Here is a 17,223-nt window from a genome sequence, read left to right on the forward strand (position 1 = left end):
CATGACCACCGCCGCGGAATCCCTTACGGCCCGGGCGAATGATCTCGCCTCCCGCCGTGAGCCGTTCGTCCACGCCACGGTGGTCCGCGCCCAGCGGCCCACCATCGCCCACGCCGGAGACACCGCGCTGGTACTGCCCACCGGTGAAATCCAGGGCTTCGTGGGCGGAAACTGCGTCGAGTCCTCGGTACGGGACTACGGCCTTCAGGTCCTGGCGTCCGGGGAGCCGCTGCTGCTGCGCGTGCTCCCCGGCAAACCGCTGCGCAGCGCTGAAGAGGGCGCCGTCGAGGTCTCCAACCCATGCCTCAGCGGCGGCGCCATCGAGATCTTCCTGCAGCCGCGCATCCCGGAGCCCCGCGTCCTGGTGGTGGGCACGACGCCGGTAGCCCAGGCCCTCGCGACGCTCGGCTCCGGCGTGGGCCTGGCCATGGAGCTCACGGACGGGCAGTCCGCGGAACCCCGGGCCGACGACGCGGCGCTGATCGTCGCCTCCCACGGCAAGGCGGAGGAAGTAGCCCTCGAGGCGGCCCTGCGCGCCGGCGTGCCCTACATCGCGCTGGTGGCCAGCGAGACGCGGGGCGCCGCCGTGCTGGACTCCCTCGAGATCACCACAGAGCAGCGCTCGCGGGTCTTCACGCCGGCCGGTCTGCAGCTTGGGGCCCGCACCCCCGGCGAGATCGCCCTGTCGATTCTCGCCCAGCTCATTCAGGAACGGTCCAAGGCCCGGTATCACCCGCCGCCCGGCGCACCCGCGGCCATGCCCGCGGGGATGCCGCAACCGGACGCGGCCCCGGCAACCGCGATCGATCCGGTCTGTGGCATGACCGTCGCAGCGGTGGAGGCGTCACTGCATCTTGAACACAACGGCGTCACCGTGTACTTCTGCTCACCCGGCTGCCGTGCCGCCTTCCGCAAGGATCCGGAGCGTTATGCCCTTACTACTTGAGCCCTCCCCCACGCAACGCAGGACCGCCGGGCTGATCCGGGCAGCCGGAGGCCCCCGGTGACCACGGCGGCGCGAACCGGCGCGGAGGAAGACGTGCAGCGCAGGGTGCCCGATGTCCCCTCGCTGATGTCGGCGCTGGACCGGGGCGATTACCTGGCCGACGTCGGCCTGGCCACGGCACTGTTCCTCGCCGTCCGGCTGCCGCAGCCGATCCTGCTGGAGGGTGAGGCCGGGGTGGGCAAGACGGAGGCGGCGAAGGCCCTGGCGGAGCTGCTCGACACGCCGCTGTACCGGCTGCAGTGCTACGAGGGGATCGACGCCGGGGAGGCGCTCTACGAGTGGAACCACCAGCGGCAGCTCCTCGGGATCCGCCTGGCCGAGGTGCGGGACGCCGCCGTCACCGAAGCCGACCTCTTCAGCCCGGAGTACCTGCTGCGGCGTCCCCTGCTGCAGGCGATCGAGCATCCCGGCCCTCGCCCGGCGGTGCTGCTGCTGGACGAGATTGACCGCGCCGACGCCGAATTCGAGGCGTTCACCTTTGAGCTGCTGGCCGAGGCCGCGGTCACCATCCCGGAGCTCGGCACCATCCGGGCCACCCACCCCCCGATCGTGATCCTGACCTCGAACCGGACCAGGGACCTGCACGATGCCCTCACGCGCCGCTGCCTCTACCACTGGATCGACTACCCGGGACCGGACCGGATCGCGGAAATCGTGCGCCGCCGCGTGCCGGCGAGCAGGGGCCCGCTGGCGCTGCAGGCAGCAGCCGTCATCACCAGGTTGCGCGGCCTGGACCTCGCCAAACCGCCGGGGATCTCGGAGGCCATCGACTGGGTGTCCGCCCTCGCCGTGCTGGGCATCGAACGCATCGACGCCGCGACGGCGGAACAGACCTGGGGCTCGATCGTCAAGAACCGCGACGACCTGGAGTTGGTCGGCGCCCGCGGGGCGGCCTGGCTCGTGGACGGCACCGATGGTTGAGGCCAGCACTCTCCCGACGGTGGAGGCGGCCGCCCTGTCCGCCGCTTTCATCACCGCGCTGCGCCGGGCCGGGCTCTCCTGCTCCCCGGACCGGGCGGTCCGGCTGGCCGAAGCCCTCCGGCTGGTGCCGCCGGACGACGTCGAACGGCTCTACTGGACGTCCCGGGTGGTGCTGGTGACCGCGCGCGAACAGCTCCCGGTGTTCGACGCCGTCTTCACCACCGTGTTCCGCAGCGGCTTCGACCCCGCCGCGCAGCCTGCCGTGCATCGCGCCGCGGCCGAAGCGCCGGCCGCCTCGCCGTCGGCGGGCCCCGTCGAGGCCCGCACCAGGCCCGCCCCCGCCGACAACCGGGCAACAAGGAAGCCACCACCCCGCCAGCAGCCCCGTTCGGCTGTTGCCACGGCCGGGCCTGACAGTTCCGGGGACCACGACGCTGCCGAGCGGGGGGCCGTACTGGCCATGGCTTCAACCGAGGAACACCTGCACGAGATGAACTTCGCCGAGCTGTCCTCCCCGGAAGTCCAGGACATCCGGCGGTTAGCGTTCCGGATGCTGCTCGCAACTCCGTCGCGCCTGAGCCGCCGCACCCGCAAATCCGCCCACAGCACCGCCCGGCTGGACGTGCGCGCCACGGTCCGCGCGGCCCGGCGTTCCGGCTCCGACACCACCCGGCTGCTGTACGCCCGGCGCCGTGAACAGCGGCGCAAACTGGTGCTGCTGTGCGACGTCTCCGGCTCGATGGAACCCTACGCGCGGGTCTTCGTGTCGCTGCTGCAGGGAGCGGTGGCCACTGCCGGGGCCGAGGCGTTCGTGTTCTCCACACGCCTGACCCGGCTGACCCGGCAGCTGTCGCTGCGCGATCCCGACGTGGCGCTGGCCCGTGCCGCCGCCACGGCGCCCGATTGGGCCGGGGGCACCAGGATCGCCGAAAGTCTCCGCCGGTTCGTCGACGAACACGGCCGCCGCGGGCTGGCCCGCGGCGCCGTCGTGGTGATCTTCTCGGACGGCTGGGCCCAGGAGGATCCCGCCCAGGTCGCGGCCCAGATGGCGAGGCTGCGGAGGCTGGCGTACCGGATCGTGTGGGTCAATCCCCGGAAGGCGGCCCCCGGCTACCGGCCGCTGGCGGGCGGAATGGCGGCTGCCCTGCCGTACAGTGATGCGTTCGTCAGCGGACACAGCTTCAGGGCTTTGGAAGAGGTGGCGGCTGCAATCCGCGGCGACGGCCAGTCATCACCCGAGAGAAGGACGAGCTAATGCAGATCGACAGCACATTCTCGGTGGTCGCATCCATCGACAAGGTCTGGGACACCCTGATGGATTTCGAGCGGGTGGCGGGCTGCCTGCCCGGAGCCAGGATCCTGAACAAGCTCTCTGAGGACGCCTACCAGGTCGGCATGACGGTCAAGTTGGGGCCGGTGAACATGCAGTACAAGGGTCTGCTGAACGTCGTCGAGCGCAATGCGGCCGAGCACCGCGCCGTGCTTGGCGGAAAGGCGCAGGAGACCCGGGGGCAGGGCACCGCCGAGGCCACCGTGACCATGATCCTGACCGAAGAGCCCGGCGGCACCACTCGAGGCACGGTTGACGCCGACCTGGCGCTCTCGGGCAAGGCGGCCGCGATGGGCAAGGCGGTGATCGGCAGCGTGACGGAGCAGATGATGCGCCTCTTCGCCAGCAATCTGCAGGCCATGATCGCCGAGCCTGTGCCGGCGCAGGCGTCCGCCGCCGGAACCTCGGTGCCGGGCCCAGTCCCCGCGGCTGAAGCCGCCACCGACCAAGTCGCTGCCCCGGCACCGTCGTCGGAACTTCCGGGCGTCCCGCCGGGCGCCGTGCCCGCAGCGGCCACGTCTGCCCCCGCGCCCACCCCGGCGCCTGCCAGGGCAGCGGTGCCAACCGCGCCCGGGGCCGGCAGCCTGGACGCCCTCAGCCTCGCGAAGGGGATCGCGGCGGAGCAGCTGTCCAGCCCCGGAAAGGTCCTGGCGCTCGTGGCTGTTGTGGCGTGCGTCTCCTACTGGGCGGGCCGTCTGTCCGCGTTCCGGATGATCCGGGCGATCGGAAGGCTGAAGTCCTGCCGTGCGTGATGTCCTGGCAGCCATGATGCCGGGCTGGCGGAAGGGTGACACCGCTGGCCTGGCCACCGTGGTGAGCACATTCAAGTCAGCCCCGCGGCTCCCGGGCGCGTCCATGCTCGTCACCGCCGACGGCGAAGCAGTCGGCTCGGTCTCCGGCGGTTGCGTCGAGGGTGCCGTGTACGAGCTCGCCACCCAAGTCAAGGAGGACGGCACCCCCGTCCTGGTGCGCTACGGGATCAGCGACGACGATGCGTTCGCCGTCGGCCTGACCTGCGGCGGGATCATCGACATCTTCGTCGAGCCGGTTTCCCGGCAAAGCTTCGCCGAACTCGACGCCGTCCGGCAGGACATCGCCGGCGAGCGCCGCGTCGGAGTGGCCACGGTGATCGAACACCCGGACAGCAGCTGGCTGGGCCGGCACCTGGTTGTGCGGCCGGCCGGATTCGAGGGCCACCTCGGTTCCGAGCGGGCCAACCACGCCGTGGGCGATGACACCCAGGGCTTGCTGGCCGCCGGCCGCTCCGGCATCCTTAGCTACGGCCCCGACGGGGAACGCCTGGACAGCGGGATGCGGGTCTTCTTCGCGAGTTACGCCCCGCCGCCGCGAATGCTGGTCTTCGGCGCCATCGACTTCGCCTCGGCGCTGGCACGGCTGGGCACCTTCCTGGGCTACCGCGTCACGGTGTGCGATGCAAGGGCAATTTTCGCAACCCCTGCACGCTTTCCGGATGCGGCGGAGGTGGTCAACGCCTGGCCGCACCGCTACCTTGCCGAGCAGCTGGAAAAGGGTCTGGTGGATGAACGCACCGTGATGTGCGTCCTCACGCACGATCCGAAGTTCGATATTCCGCTGCTGGACGTCGCCCTGCGCGGACAGCCGATGGCCTTTATCGGTGCCATGGGTTCGCGCCGGACCCATGCCGACCGGATCGCCAGGCTGCGCGAGGCGGGCCTGGGCGAGGAAGAGCTGGCGCGGCTGCACAGCCCTGTGGGCCTTGACCTTGGTGCACGGACCCCCGAGGAAACAGCAGTGTCCATCGCCGCGGAGTTCATCGCGAAGCAGTGGAGCGGAAGCGGGGAACCACTCCGGCAGCTCGACGAGCGCATCCACCACGACGAGCAGCATTGAGCGGGCACCTTGATCGAGAACGAGTTCCTGCGCTTGGGGCTGACGGCACTGCTGCTGGCAGCCTCGCTGTACGCGGCGTTCCGCGCCAGCCGCAAGTCGCCACCGGCCACCCGTGTCGGTTTTGGGCTCCATGCCGCGATGATGAGCGCCATGGTGCTGATGCTCGCCCCCGGGCTCCAGGGGCCCGCACTCCCCCAGATCTTCTTCTTCGGCCTGGCCGCGTGGTGGTTCGTCCTCCGTGCCGTCTCCCGGCGGCCTCTGCCCGTCGCCTGTCAGGGGCGCGCTCGCCGTGCGGGAGCAACCGGCATGGGAGGCCTGCTGTACAACGCGCTGACCATGGCCGCCATGGCGTACATGCTGGCGGCCACGGACGTCCGTGGCGCCCACGGCGCGCTGGCCGGTCTGGGGGCCGCGGGGCTTCCGGGCCAGTCGGCGCACCACGGTGGGCCCGCCGCGGGGCCGTTGCCGCCGGGATCCCGGCCGGGCTACCTCCCGGGCTGGAGCAGCCAGTCCGCCCTCGTCCTGGCGGCTGCCTTCGGGGTGGCCGGAGCCGTGTGGGGCTTGCTCCTGCTCCGGCGGCTCCGTCCCCAGGCCCGCCGGGGCCGCGGCGACGCGTTCCTGGAACTCGTAGGAGCGGCGTCGATGGCAGTCATGTTCGCGGCGCTCGCGGTGTGAGACCTGCCAGGGCCGCCGCCCGGTACTCTGCCGGTGCCCGGCCCGTGTATTCCTTGAAGAGCTGGCTGAAGTAGGACTGGTTCTTGAACCCGTTGCGGTGGCTCAGGACGCTCACCGGAACGTTTGCCAGGCGCGGGTCGCGCAGCTCGCGGGCGCAACGGTCCAGCCGCCGGGTGCGGATCCAGGTCCCGACGGTTTCGCCGGTTTCGGAAAAGATGGCGTGCAGATAGCGGACGGAGACAAAGTTCGCCGCGGCGATGCGGCTGGGCGTGAGGTCCGGATCCTGGAGGTGTTCGTCAATATAGGCTGCGATGCTTTCGAAGCGGACGCGTTTCTGCCCGGCGGGTTCGGCGGTCACGGCGGCGGCCAACTCGTGACGAATCATGGTTGACGCCAGGTCCACGGCATTGTGGAGGGTGAGTTTCCCTTGCTGCTGCCGGGTGTGCGGCTTGGTATGCGCTCTCGTTGTTAGCCACAATGTCTCCTTGTTCATGGTTGACTGCAGAGCCGAATAGGAGGCTGCCTGCCTGTCATTAGTGGGGTATCTCCATCTGGAATCCGCACCGGCACCGCAAAACCCGGGTCCGCAGATAGACACCCAGGAACTCCCTGGGCCCGGCCTGAGTGGAAACCGGCCACTGCACGCCCCGAAGCTCGGGGTCCGCGGGTGACATGGGTTCCTGGCAGTGGATGTACGCGGCGTCTCGGTGCACGACGTCGCCGCTGTCTTCGTTCCGCTCCGAAACGGCCCCGACAAAGGCCGCGGTGGTCGCAACGACACGTGAACCGCGGCACTTCGTGCAGGTGATGGCGGCCGCCAGTGTTTGCTGCTGCGCGTTCAGGGAGGTGACGGAGTCTACGAGGAGGTGCCGGTCAGTGTCGCATGTCGGGCACCAGAGGCGCCGACCGCGGGGCTGGTGGGAATCCCGCGGCAGGTACGTGGGGGAGGTCGTCGACATCCGGATCAGACCAGACCCGCGTAGCTGGCCAGCATGTAGTCCACTGCGGCCGGGCCTCGCATGCGGAGGCTGGTGCGCTGGGAATGGATCCGCTTGATCTTCATGGCCGCCCAGAAGGCATCCTCTGACCTGGGCGCCGCCTGGGCCAGGAAACACCGTCGGCTGTAGAGACCGTAGAGGCGGTTGCGCCAGAGGGCGCGATCGGCTTCAGGGTCGCGGGTGGTGGCTTCCTGGAGGAACTGGTCGTACTGCGAAGCTGCCATGGGTGGCTCGTTTCCGCTCGGTGCGTTTCATGCCGCCGTGCGGCCACAGCAGCTGAAGCCTCAAGGCCGTACACGGGGCGCTGAAGCAGGCTCCCGGACAGGTGCAGCACTGCAGATCCGGGGATAAAACGTTTCGGGTCCAGGATCCTGGTGCCGCCGCCCTTCCGGTGGCCGCACCAGGATCCACCGTTGTTCGGCAGCACCCGCAGCCGAAGGCTGGGCAGCCGTTATCCGTGGTTGTGGTCGCGGTTGCCGGCCTTGGCCAGGCCGCGGGCCACCATGAGACCAACGGTCAGCCAGGTAATGAGCTGCATCGCGTCATGGGCGTTGAATACATCCACGCCGTTTTGGCTGCGGTCATCCCCAACAGCAGAGGTAATGATGGTGGCGAGCACGGCGGCGACGTACACGGCGAACTCCAGCGTCCTCGTGGAGATCTTAATGTCATTCGCGTTCCGGGCCGTGCCTGTGCGGGAGTTTTGGGCGTCGTTCGTAGTCATGGTTTGTCCTGGGGTGAGGTGAGGGGAAAGGTGGCCGTGCAACCCGGGTCCCGCTTCCGAGACCGGTGATCACAAGCTTCTCTACAACGGAGACTCTACGCATAAGCTAGGTAATTAGCAAGCATACTTACTAACCCTGGAAGGCGGCTTGACGGCAGCCCCGCGAACGGAGAACCATGTCACCCGAAGAGAATCCGGCGCCTGTCAAGGGCCCGGGCAGGAAGAAACAGCTCAGCCGGGGAGATGGCCCTGTCCACGCCCTGGCCCTGGTGGACGCAGAGGGACTCGATGCCCTCATGATGCGCCGGCTCGGGCGGGCCGCCGGGCCGAGGACGACGGCGAAGAACTGGAACAGAGAATCAGCATCCTGATCTCGGGCCTCGCCGCCCGCCCCCGACGCGAAGCACCAACGCAGCCCTGACCGGCAAACCCACTTGAAAGGCACACACCATGTTTCTGCTCTTCGGCCTCAAAACCGTCCTTCGCGACCTGCCCGGACGGATGGCGACGTGCCAGTACTGCGGCCGGTTCGTCCAGCATCATCTGCAGGAACGCGCCACTAAATTCACCCTGTTCTTCATCCCGGTCTTCACCACATCCAAAACCTTCAACATCACCTGCAGCAAATGCGGGCAGAGCTCAACGATCAAGTCCAGACAGAAGAACGCCCTCCCCAGCTAGGAAGGAAACCGCAGCGCGCAAGGAACTGCGCCGGCACTGGGGACGACAAGCAGCCGCTGCCCGCCCGCTCAGAGGGCAGGGGCGCGTGCCGCCGCCTCGCTGTGCTGCTTGGGGACCCGTCACGGGCGAGGAGTCCGCCGCAGATCCGGCAGACGAGCAGGCGGCGGTTACCGCGATCTGCCTCCCACGACTTCGGGCCGGACAACGGCCCCGTCACCTACCCCGTGCCGTTCCCCGCGCATTCCCGTAGAATCGGGGTACTCAAAGTCGGAATCCAGACCCCGACATGGCAACACGGAGGACCCGATGACCGAGAAACTACATATCACCCCGGAAGACCCTTTTCCCGAGGATCTGGTCGAGGTCGAAGATCAGAAGTTGCAGGTCCTGGACAGCCAGGTCCAGCGCCAGCTCGACCATGAGGTCGTTGCCGAGGGGGAACCGAACCCGGAGACGGAGTTCCGACACTTTGAGCTCGATGAGGAGTTCCAAACCCGCGACAAGCGTTAGCGCCAAGCCAGAGCCCTGCTTTTTGTATCCGTGGACGTCGGTGATCGTGTCGCCCACGTCAACGAGGATGTATTCGGCGGTCCTGCCGCCAATCAGCCGTGTCCATACCGCCGAGTCCTCCAGGCGCCGTCGATGCGCATATGAACGGACTGATTCCGCAGCCCCCCAAAGTCTGCGACCTGCCGACGTTGGTCCTCAATGAGCGCCTGACTGAACTCCGCGGGCCTACCTCGCTTCCCACCGAGGCCAAGGACGCATCACGGAGCAAGGCCCCGAGGATGTTCAGGCCGCGCGGGACCAGGGAGGACCCGGCCTGGATGTGCGTTGCATCTTCACCGTGAAGAGCAAACGCCGCGTCCTGATCTACGCTCATCCTCAACTCCAGGCAGGGTTTCAGATTCGGCGTTTGTGGCCGACATTTGTGAGCCCGCTGCCGCGGCGATCAGCCGTGCGAGGCCGTGCCGGGCTCGTCCTGCAAAAATCCTGTGCACAACCAGATGAGGCTGGCCCACCCGGCAACGGGAGGGCCGGCCACGGCAGCGGGCCTAGGTCCCTGGCTGGCTGACGGGCCGGGCCGGGCCGCCAGATGCAGCATCAGGCCGCGGAGGTCCGGCCGCCCGCCGCGCCGGTCCCGGATCTTCCATCGCTCGATCTGTGATTCAGCTTCTTCCTGGCTGCTGAAGCTGCCCATCCCGGTGTTCTTGCTGTTGCGGACGTCGTAAGTTTCCCAGCGCATCATAAGAGCCTCTCGTGGTGCTGTTGGCGGTGCCGGGCCCGAACCTTGGGGACACTCGGGCCCGGCACCGCCGCCCACCCTAACAGGCCTAAATGGACGCCACGTGTGACATCAGGTTCCGGTCCCCTGCCGTCGGCGGGCCCGTCCTGCATGAACATTCAAGGCTGATGTTGAGGCCGGGTCTCCCCCGGGCTGTCGGCGGAGGTCATGCCGACTACGCTAAACCGGTAGCTTCATTCCTAGCCAAGGGGCAGCAATGGGTTTTAATCGGGACCATTTCCCGCCCCGGGGGAAGACCTGTGCCTGACCATTGCCTGACGCTGACCTGCGACGCCTGCGGCGCTGCAGAGAATTTCGTGGTGCGCGTATCGGGCGCCAGGCTTCGAACACGCATGTCTGCCCGGTAGCGGCCGCCCGGCACCGGAGCCCGGGGTGGTTCCTCTGCGGAATATTCGTCCCCTCGACTGCCTGACGCTGAGAACGCAAAAAGCACCCGGCGACATGCCGGAATTCGGAACCGGGAACGACCTGAGTCCCCGGAGCAGTGCCGCCCATCGCTGCCAACGATCCAGAACCCGCAGGCTGGCTCCACCGTCTTGAGACGATGGAGCCGGCCTTAGCGGGATCGGCATGACGCGCGCGCCGGTTGGCCTGCCCCCAACTTTGGTTGCCCGGGCCATTCCCCTGGCCAGAGTAAACGTGGCACGCCCGTCAGGCAATAGCTCTCATTTGACTCGAAATTTCATCGCACCTACGGTTTGTGGGTCCCGCTGCCTCCCTCATCTGTCAGCATTTGGGCGTCAGGCTGTGCGTAAACGACCGTTCATGAGAGGACCGAGAGGGCACGTCTCCATGTATCGTTAACTATCGTTGTATATCGTTCACGGTTCACGGAGGAGAGCATGATGCGTAATTCATACCCGGCGGGCGGATTCGGCGGCCCCAACATCGACGGCATGTGGCAGGCCGTTGAGGAGCTGCGTTCAAGGTTTGAGAAGCGCTCGGGCACCCGCGCGGGTCGAGGCGAGGTACGGTCGGCGATACTGACCCTGCTCGCGGAGCGGCCAATGCACGGCTACCAGATCATCCGTGAAATCGAGGAACGCAGCAGTGGCAGCTGGAAGCCGAGTGCCGGCTCCGTCTACCCAACCCTTCAACTGCTGGCCGATGAGGGGTCCATCAGTGCCGAGGAATCCAACGGCCGCAAGATCTACTCTCTGACCGAAGCAGGCCGGGAAGAGGTAGCGGGTGCCGATGCGTCAGCGCCATGGGAGTCAACGCCGGCATCAGGCACAGGGTTCGCGGCACTGCCCAAGGCTGGCGTCGAGCTCGCGCAGGCCGCGTCCCAGGTGGGTCGCACAGGCTCGCCGAAGCAGGTGCAGGAGGCCGTAAAGGTGCTCGACGAGGCACGTCGTCGGCTGTACTCGATCCTCGCCCAGGACTGACGAGGGTGGCGTCGGTTCGCCGGGGCCGGGCAGATCCGGTACCCGGCGCCGGGAACACCCGTGCCCGTTACCGTCGCATCCTCCGCTTCGCCGCGTGGCATCTCGCGGTGACGTGGTGGTTTGAGCTGTTCCTCCCTCGCATCGGGCTGGCCAGGATTGCCGAACGCACCCGGACCAAGAGGATGCGGCGCTTCGCGCAGCGCTTCCATGTGCTCGCAGTGGACCTTGGCGGTCTGATGATCAAGGTTGGTCAGTTTCTGTCGTCCAGGCTCGATGTGCTCCCGCCGGAGATCACAGCTGAACTGGAAGGGCTGCAGGACGAGGCGCCCCCCGTCCCATTCCCAGCAATCCGCGCCCTTGCCGAGGCGGAGCTGGGTGCGCCACTGGACCGGGTGTTCGCCTCGGTCGAGGAGACGCCAATCGCCGCCGCATCCCTGGGGCAGGCGCACCGGGCTGAACTTCTTCGCACCGATGCTGAGGACACCGGTCTCGAAAACGTAGTGTTGAAGGTGCAGCGACCGGGCATCGACGCGATTGTCGACGTCGATCTGGCCGCGTTACGCAAAGTTGGCGGCTGGCTCAGCCGCGTGCGCCTCGTGTCCGATCGTGCTGACATGCCCGCACTGGTCCAGGAGTTTGCGCAGACCAGCCTCGAGGAAATCGACTACCTCCATGAAGCGGCGAATGCAGAGCGCTTTGCCGCTGATTTCGACGACGACGACAGAGTGATCGTCCCTGACGTCGTCTGGGAGCGGAGCACCCGCCGCGTCCTCACCCTAGAAGACGTTACGGCGATCAAGATCACGGACTTGGCGGCCCTTCTTGCGGCTGGCATCGATCCCGTGCAGGTTGCCCCGGTCTTCGCGTCGGTGATGTTCGACCAGATATTCACGACGGGCTTCTTCCACGCCGATCCGCATCCCGGCAATATCTTTGTCACTCCGAATGCCGATTCATCCGCACAGCGCCCATGGAAGCTGACGTTCATCGACTTCGGCATGATGGGAGAGGTGCCGCCCAAGACACGCAGTGGCCTGCGGAAGCTGCTGATCGCAGCCGCCTCGCGTGACGGTAAGGGGTTGGTGACAGCGATCAGAGACGTGGGTGTGCTGGTGCCGTCGGCCGACACGGTCGACCTTGAGCGGGCCATGACGCACCTCTTCGGCAGGTTTGGCGGGATGGGCTTCGCCGAGCTTCGTGAGGTGGACCCGCGGGAGTTCCGTGACTTTGCGCTGGAGTTCGGTGACGTGGTTCGCTCGTTGCCCTTTCAGTTGCCGGAGAACTTCCTACTCATCATCCGCGCGATGTCACTGACGTCGGGTGTGTGCAGCTCGCTGGATGCCCGGTTCAATTTGTGGGACTCGGTCGAACCCTATGCGGCGCAGCTACTGCGCGACGAGCGCGGCAACATCGTGCAGGACGCTGCTCAGCAAGCGCTCGACGCCGCCGGGGTCGCCCTGCGTCTGCCCAAGCGCGTGGATGGGCTTGTCACCCGAATCGAGGAGGGTTCACTGACGGTGGCCAACCCGCGCCTCGAACGGCAGCTGGCACGGCTTAGCCGCATGGCGCAGCGGTCGGTGTCAGCGCTGGTGTTCGGAGCCCTGCTCATCGCAGGTTCCGTGGTCCGAGCGGATGACACGGTGCTCGGCAGCGTGCTGATGATCGCGTCGGTGGTTCCGCTGCTGCATGGCCTGTGGGTAGGGCGCCGCGGCCTCTAAAGGAGCTGGTGAGCCGAAACCCGGCTGTAATTGCAGCGTCGGAAACGCTCCCCCACGCCCGTTGACCAACTTTGATATCGACCTCGAGTTCTGACTGCCAGAGCCGAGTTTTCGCCCGTCGCCGCTGTTCGGCAGCCGCCGTCGGACAGTCCGCCGACGCCTCCGGGACAGCCGCCACCGTCCGGACGGTCCGCCACGCCCACATCGACCGGGCCGTCACCGACAACACAACAGGCGGCTTCACCCGGCTGATCCTGGACCGCAGGGGCAGGATCCTCGGGGGCACTATCGTCAGCCCCCGGGCCGGCGAATCCCTGGCCGAGGTCACCCTCGCCATGCACCATCAACTGTCCACCTCGGACATCGCCGCCACCACTCACGCCTACCCGACGTACTCGGACGGGGTCTGGAGCGCGGCCATCGCCGATGCCCGGGCCCGCATGAACAACCCCCTCATGGCCAAAGCCACGAAAACACTTGTTATCCTGCGCCGGCGGCTCACGGGACGACCGGACCGGCGGGAACAGACGTAGCCGGGTGTGACCACGCGCCATTCCTGCGCGGGACATGCCATACCCGTGCCGACAAAAATATCCCGGGCGGACGTGAATTCCGGAGGCTGCTCCCGGCCGCGGGCTGTGGGACCCTGTGGGACGATGCAAGGATGAGTAACGAGGAATCTTTGAGAGCCACTGCTTCCGGACAAAAGCGCGGAGGAAGAAACCGGTGCCGGGCGGATCCGAATCCACCCGGAAGCTTCGCGAGACTGCACGCCGGCGCCGGGACGCGGAACAGAAACTGGAACACCACCTCCGGGAGTCGAAGCAGACCCCGCCGGCGTGAGGTAACCGCCTGTCCGTCCTGGTCAGCCGGGCTAATCGCGCGGACGGCCGCCGATGCGGCTCGCGGGCACCGGCATTCACCGGGGCACGCTCACGGCGTTCTGCATCCGGTGGAACGGGCCGCGCCGGGCGGGTCTGCCGCGCCGTTCGAGCCCCGGCGCGGCGTGCGGCGAGGCGCGTCGGGTCAGGCTGCCAGACCCGCCATCCCTGCGGTAGTTAAAGCATCGACGGGTGCCAGGATACTGAGCCTGCAATCGGCCCGGAACGGATCAATATGCGCGGGCAGGTGTTGGGAGTGCGAGCAGGCGCGCAGCTGCTCCAGCGCGGCCGGCTCGACCCGGGCGCGTGATAGGTCGATTTCCAGGGCCAGGCCCTCCACCATGGCGTTGGCGCGTTTCACGACCACATGGAGGGCCTGAATGCTTTGCGACGTCACATGGCCCTGGGCCGCGACCCGGGCCAGGGAACAATCGAGGTCCACACGGACCAGGATGCTGATCTTGTCGTTCATGGTGCTCCGCCCTTCAAGGGATGGCCGCGACGCTGCGGCACCCACGCAAGCGTAGGCATGAACTGTGATGCACGCACCCCGGCCCCAGAGCCTAGGATCCTGCCGACCGGCCGCCGGATGACACCGGCAGGCGCCCCAGGCCCGATGCGTCCCGGGTGCCGGCCGCGTTGCCTCCGGCAGTCCCTCGCACGCCGCACATCCCCGGGAAGGCACCGGCCACATGCCCCGCCAGGTACTTCACGGTCAATCTGCGATGTGAAGGGTCGGGGCGAGTGGGCGATATCGGGCCCTGACTGTTGGATGAGGTCCTGAAGGTTGCGTGGCATGGGACTGACCGCCGGGGACAGCAATATGAGCTATTGCGTGAGCGAGGGAATTCCCCGGTTCGCTGCCGATGTCAGCCGGCCCGGGAATGACGCTGACGGCTACATCGATAACGCACTCCCGGGATCGTTCGCGCTCGAGGGCGAAATGAAACCGGCCCGCCCGCGCGCGCCTTGCAAGGCCGCAGCTTCAATACGCCTGTCAGCGCGGCCCCGGACCCCCGCAAGCTGGCTCCACGCATTGGATTCATGGAGCCAGCCGTGCGGGACTTGGCAAGAGGCGTGCCGTGCCTGCCGCCTCCAACGCGGGCAGCGTCCCGCCCAAATACTAAACAACAGTAAGTGGGCCTAGCAATAGTCGTGATTGACAGGACTCTGGACCCGGCTCAGGCTTGGCGCGTCCGCTGCAACCCGCAATAGCGCGTCAAGCGAAGGGCCCTTCGCGGCTCCTCGACTCCGCGTTGTATCCGGGTCCGCGGCATGGTGTTCTTCGACGCTGCCGCACCACCGTTGCGGTGTCTGGTTTCAGTCCGGTATCTCCATTCGGAACCCGCAGCGGCACCGCAGGACCTTGGTCCGCAGATGCACGTCCAGGGGTTGCTCGTCCGTCCATTCGGTGAAGGAGGGTGCGTAGATGCTGCGGCGCTCGGAGCCCGCGGTAGCCATTGGTTCGCCGCAGTGAAGATAGGTCCCGCCGAACTGCAACACGCCGAAGCCTGGACCGGAACGGTTCAGGACGGCGCCCACCTGGGCCACCGTGGCCGGGTGGGAGTAAAACGACACGCATTCAATGCACGTGTACTCGGTTTCGACCAGCACCGCCGTCGGCGGTTCCAGGGCCCGGATGGACTCAATGACCAGGTGCTCGTCGGTGTCACAACCTCGGCACCAGAGCCGCCGGCCGCGAGGCCGGTTTGCCGGTCCCGGCTTCCGCGGATGCGAGACGGTTGACATGGCAGACTCCTTCGTCCGGGAGAGCCCCGTCCAGGATCCGCCGGCCTGGCCCTCGTGACCTTACCCCCTGGGATGAGGATAACGCCGGGTGCAGAATACCGACAAGGACATCGGCGCCTCCCGAATGGGCGCAGACCGGGCGGAAGCGGAACATATACTCACCCTGCTTGAGCATCCCGTGGAAACCCTGACCACCGGGACCGAGCGCATCCAGCAGCGCCTGACCGACGCCTACCGGTACAGCCCCATCGCCGACGACGCGAACATCAGCCACAGGCTGCCTCCGACGGTCTATGCCCTCCAGCTGGATCTGCGCGAGGCCATGACGACGGTCCATGACGGGGAGCGCGGATGGGCAACTGCCAGCGCAGCGATACTCAGCGATGACCAGTGCCTCATTTTCGCCCGCAGGATCCTTGACGCCGCCCGCCTGATGCGCGGGCATGCGGCGGCGCCCAGGCGGGCCGGAACTACGTAGTTTCTTAACAGTCCTATATCCCTCCGGGGTGGGACCGTTGTGGCTGGGTGCACGGCCGCAAAGAGAGCCGCTGCAGCCGCATGGTGGCACATTGATGCACCCGTGAGAAAGGGGCCGTGATGACCATCCTCGCGCTTCGAACGATTCGTCCTGGAAGCCACAGTCCCTGATGAGACGCATTGCCCCTTGGGGCCGGACTGTCTCTACGGCCTGTACACCAGCTGGTGCCTGCTCCACCACATCAACCCCTCGGCAGACATCACCTTCCGGGCAGCCATGCACCGCAGGGGCATCGATCGGCCCAACTGCGGCCGACGGATGATGGGCCCGGCCGCGACAGACTACATCCTGGCAAGCTACCCCGCCACGGCCTGACCATGTTGATTGTTCCCGGCGCCTCCCCGACGGACGGGGCGGACCGACCCCGGGACGGCCCCCTACGCTGTGACGAATGCCGAACGGACAAGCACCTGCCCATCAGATCCATCAAGGCATTGGCGTTGCTCACTTTGTGCTGGCCGTGCCTAAGAGTTGCCAGGACCCGGATATCCCAGCCCGCCCGCAGGGACCGGGCGCACCAGAGCCGCCGTCCGTGTGTGCCGCCGGAACGAGCCCGTCCGTGCGGGTGGGAGATGGCCGACAGTGACAGACTCCCGTATCAGCGGGAAGGCCCGGAAGCATCGGGCGGATCCTCATAATTGGGCCTCCAGGCATCTGGATAACGCCGGTCCCAAGAGCTGACAGGATACCGGTCCCGGGAGGACGCCGTCCCCGCCCTGGTCTGGGGCGGGGCCCCGAAGACAGGCGCCGAACAACCAGCACGTGGCCGGTTGGCCGGGTAGCCCCTCCTCGGTCGTTCTTCCAAATTCCGCGACGTTGCCATTTTGTGCCTTATACCCGGGAAGATCGTGTGCGACGATGCGTTCATGAGCGAACACACCGCACCCGGCCCGGACGCCATCGGGGCCCGGCCGGCACAACGTGCCGGACATCAGGGGCGCCGCGAGGACCTGACCACACACCAGATGCGCACCATCGGACAACGGCGCTCGGACGCTGAAGAAAAGCTCGCACGCCATCTCAAGGAAGGCCGCCACCCGGCCGGAGAACATCCCCCGGCAATGGAAAGACCCGCTGATGACTAGCCGGCCGTAAGCGGCGCAGCTGCCTCGCCCCGTCGGTGCGAATGGTGGCGCCTGGCGCCACGACGCGCTGGCCGAACCTCACCAGCGCCAGCCTGCGGTCGGCCGCCCCAGGCACAGACGGATCCGCCCGATCCGGTTGTGGTCCAGGTGCTCGGCGGCGATCAGGACCGAGATCTTGTCCGGGCCGACGCCGGGAAGGCCGCGGTGGACCCCGCCGATGAAGCTCTCGTCGAGCTCGACCAGCCCCGAGAGCAGTTCTCGTTCGGGGGGGACCATGGCGCGGCGGAGCTTGTGCATCCACGCCCATGCCGTCTCATAGGTCTTAGCCCTAGGACCCGCTGCAGCTTTTTGCGG

Annotated in this window: 21 protein-coding genes and 1 pseudogene; 15 read left to right on the plus strand and 7 right to left on the minus strand. The window is 67.4% G+C overall.

Annotated elements, in window-relative coordinates; all coding sequences use genetic code 11:
- The first annotated feature begins 1 nt into the window (after window position 1).
- The 6 genes from ABIB26_RS20175 to ABIB26_RS20200 are packed head-to-tail and all read left to right on the plus strand — an operon-like array spanning window position 2 to window position 5,804.
- A complete protein-coding gene (locus ABIB26_RS20175) occupies window positions 2-946 on the plus strand; it encodes an XdhC family protein (protein ID WP_354247285.1) in 945 nt (314 codons plus the stop codon).
- A gap of 57 nt (window positions 947-1,003) precedes the next feature.
- Window positions 1,004-1,927 (plus strand): AAA family ATPase, encoded by a 924-nt coding sequence (locus ABIB26_RS20180; protein WP_354247287.1) that lies wholly within the window; start codon window positions 1,004-1,006, stop codon window positions 1,925-1,927.
- A complete protein-coding gene (locus ABIB26_RS20185) occupies window positions 1,920-3,182 on the plus strand; it encodes a vWA domain-containing protein (protein WP_354247290.1) in 1,263 nt (420 codons plus the stop codon). The genes ABIB26_RS20180 and ABIB26_RS20185 overlap by 8 nt, the downstream gene beginning before the upstream one ends.
- Window positions 3,182-4,009, plus strand: coding sequence for an SRPBCC family protein (locus tag ABIB26_RS20190; RefSeq protein WP_354247293.1), 828 nt, complete (start codon window positions 3,182-3,184; stop codon window positions 4,007-4,009). Before ABIB26_RS20185 ends, ABIB26_RS20190 begins: the two co-directional genes overlap by 1 nt.
- Window positions 4,002-5,129, plus strand: coding sequence for an XdhC family protein (locus ABIB26_RS20195; protein WP_354247295.1), 1,128 nt, complete (start codon window positions 4,002-4,004; stop codon window positions 5,127-5,129). Before ABIB26_RS20190 ends, ABIB26_RS20195 begins: the two co-directional genes overlap by 8 nt.
- Before the next feature lie 9 nt (window positions 5,130-5,138).
- Entirely contained in the window at window positions 5,139-5,804 is a 666-nt protein-coding gene (locus tag ABIB26_RS20200; RefSeq protein ID WP_354247298.1) for a DUF5134 domain-containing protein, read from the plus strand.
- Here the strand turns inward: ABIB26_RS20200 and ABIB26_RS20205 are convergent.
- The 3 genes from ABIB26_RS20205 to ABIB26_RS20215 form a co-directional block, all read right to left on the minus strand.
- On the minus strand, window positions 5,779-6,297 hold the full coding sequence (locus tag ABIB26_RS20205) for a helix-turn-helix domain-containing protein (RefSeq protein WP_354247301.1): 519 nt from the start codon (window positions 6,295-6,297) through the stop codon (window positions 5,779-5,781). The genes ABIB26_RS20200 and ABIB26_RS20205 overlap by 26 nt on opposite strands.
- Before the next feature lie 471 nt (window positions 6,298-6,768).
- Window positions 6,769-7,026: a hypothetical protein gene (locus tag ABIB26_RS20210; protein WP_354247303.1), complete on the minus strand. Its 258-nt coding sequence runs from the start codon at window positions 7,024-7,026 to the stop codon at window positions 6,769-6,771.
- Window positions 7,027-7,253: 227 nt separating this feature from the next.
- Entirely contained in the window at window positions 7,254-7,526 is a 273-nt protein-coding gene (locus ABIB26_RS20215; protein ID WP_354247306.1) for a hypothetical protein, read from the minus strand.
- Window positions 7,527-7,702: 176 nt separating this feature from the next.
- On the opposite strand from ABIB26_RS20215, the gene ABIB26_RS20220 reads away from it, so the two are divergent.
- The 3 genes from ABIB26_RS20220 to ABIB26_RS20230 all read left to right on the plus strand — a co-directional run bounded on the left by ABIB26_RS20220 (window position 7,703) and on the right by ABIB26_RS20230 (window position 8,717).
- On the plus strand, window positions 7,703-7,897 hold the full coding sequence (locus ABIB26_RS20220) for a hypothetical protein (RefSeq protein ID WP_354247309.1): 195 nt from the start codon (window positions 7,703-7,705) through the stop codon (window positions 7,895-7,897).
- 79 nt (window positions 7,898-7,976) lie between these two features.
- A complete protein-coding gene (locus tag ABIB26_RS20225) occupies window positions 7,977-8,207 on the plus strand; it encodes a zinc-ribbon domain-containing protein (RefSeq protein ID WP_354247312.1) in 231 nt (76 codons plus the stop codon).
- Between the two features lie 306 nt (window positions 8,208-8,513).
- Window positions 8,514-8,717 (plus strand): hypothetical protein, encoded by a 204-nt coding sequence (locus ABIB26_RS20230; protein WP_354247315.1) that lies wholly within the window; start codon window positions 8,514-8,516, stop codon window positions 8,715-8,717.
- A 442-nt stretch (window positions 8,718-9,159) separates the two neighbouring features.
- On the opposite strand, the gene ABIB26_RS20235 is transcribed toward ABIB26_RS20230, so the two are convergent.
- Window positions 9,160-9,456, minus strand: a complete 297-nt coding sequence (locus ABIB26_RS20235; protein WP_354247318.1) for a hypothetical protein — start codon at window positions 9,454-9,456, stop codon at window positions 9,160-9,162.
- Window positions 9,457-10,358: 902 nt separating this feature from the next.
- On the opposite strand from ABIB26_RS20235, the gene ABIB26_RS20240 reads away from it, so the two are divergent.
- From ABIB26_RS20240 to ABIB26_RS20250, 3 genes are all read left to right on the plus strand, one after another.
- Complete coding sequence (locus tag ABIB26_RS20240; protein WP_354247344.1) at window positions 10,359-10,898, plus strand: PadR family transcriptional regulator; 540 nt, start codon at window positions 10,359-10,361, stop codon at window positions 10,896-10,898.
- 5 nt (window positions 10,899-10,903) lie between these two features.
- A complete protein-coding gene (locus tag ABIB26_RS20245) occupies window positions 10,904-12,616 on the plus strand; it encodes an ABC1 kinase family protein (protein ID WP_354247321.1) in 1,713 nt (570 codons plus the stop codon).
- Window positions 12,617-12,687: 71 nt separating this feature from the next.
- Window positions 12,688-13,149, plus strand: a complete 462-nt coding sequence (locus ABIB26_RS20250; protein WP_354247324.1) for an oxidoreductase dimerization domain-containing protein — start codon at window positions 12,688-12,690, stop codon at window positions 13,147-13,149.
- A gap of 493 nt (window positions 13,150-13,642) precedes the next feature.
- Here the strand turns inward: ABIB26_RS20250 and ABIB26_RS20255 are convergent, their stop codons facing one another.
- Together ABIB26_RS20255 and ABIB26_RS20260 are read right to left on the minus strand one after the other, a co-directional pair.
- The gene (locus ABIB26_RS20255; protein WP_354247327.1) at window positions 13,643-13,969 is read right to left on the minus strand and encodes a hypothetical protein; all 327 of its coding nucleotides are present in this window, start codon (window positions 13,967-13,969) and stop codon (window positions 13,643-13,645) included.
- Window positions 13,970-14,817: 848 nt separating this feature from the next.
- Window positions 14,818-15,246, minus strand: a complete 429-nt coding sequence (locus tag ABIB26_RS20260; protein ID WP_354247330.1) for a hypothetical protein — start codon at window positions 15,244-15,246, stop codon at window positions 14,818-14,820.
- An 88-nt stretch (window positions 15,247-15,334) separates the two neighbouring features.
- On the opposite strand from ABIB26_RS20260, the gene ABIB26_RS20265 reads away from it, so the two are divergent.
- From ABIB26_RS20265 to ABIB26_RS20275, 3 genes are all read left to right on the plus strand, one after another.
- Complete coding sequence (locus tag ABIB26_RS20265; protein ID WP_354247332.1) at window positions 15,335-15,724, plus strand: hypothetical protein; 390 nt, start codon at window positions 15,335-15,337, stop codon at window positions 15,722-15,724.
- 186 nt (window positions 15,725-15,910) lie between these two features.
- Complete coding sequence (locus ABIB26_RS20270) at window positions 15,911-16,099, plus strand: hypothetical protein (RefSeq protein WP_354247335.1); 189 nt, start codon at window positions 15,911-15,913, stop codon at window positions 16,097-16,099.
- 551 nt (window positions 16,100-16,650) lie between these two features.
- Window positions 16,651-16,869, plus strand: coding sequence for a hypothetical protein (locus ABIB26_RS20275; RefSeq protein ID WP_354247338.1), 219 nt, complete (start codon window positions 16,651-16,653; stop codon window positions 16,867-16,869).
- Window positions 16,870-17,078: 209 nt separating this feature from the next.
- Here the strand turns inward: ABIB26_RS20275 and ABIB26_RS20280 are convergent.
- Window positions 17,079-17,223: pseudogene (locus ABIB26_RS20280) on the minus strand (IS1595 family transposase); the annotation flags it as partial.

The sequence above is a fragment of the Arthrobacter sp. UYEF20 genome (assembly GCF_040546335.1).
GTDB lineage: Bacteria > Actinomycetota > Actinomycetes > Actinomycetales > Micrococcaceae > Arthrobacter.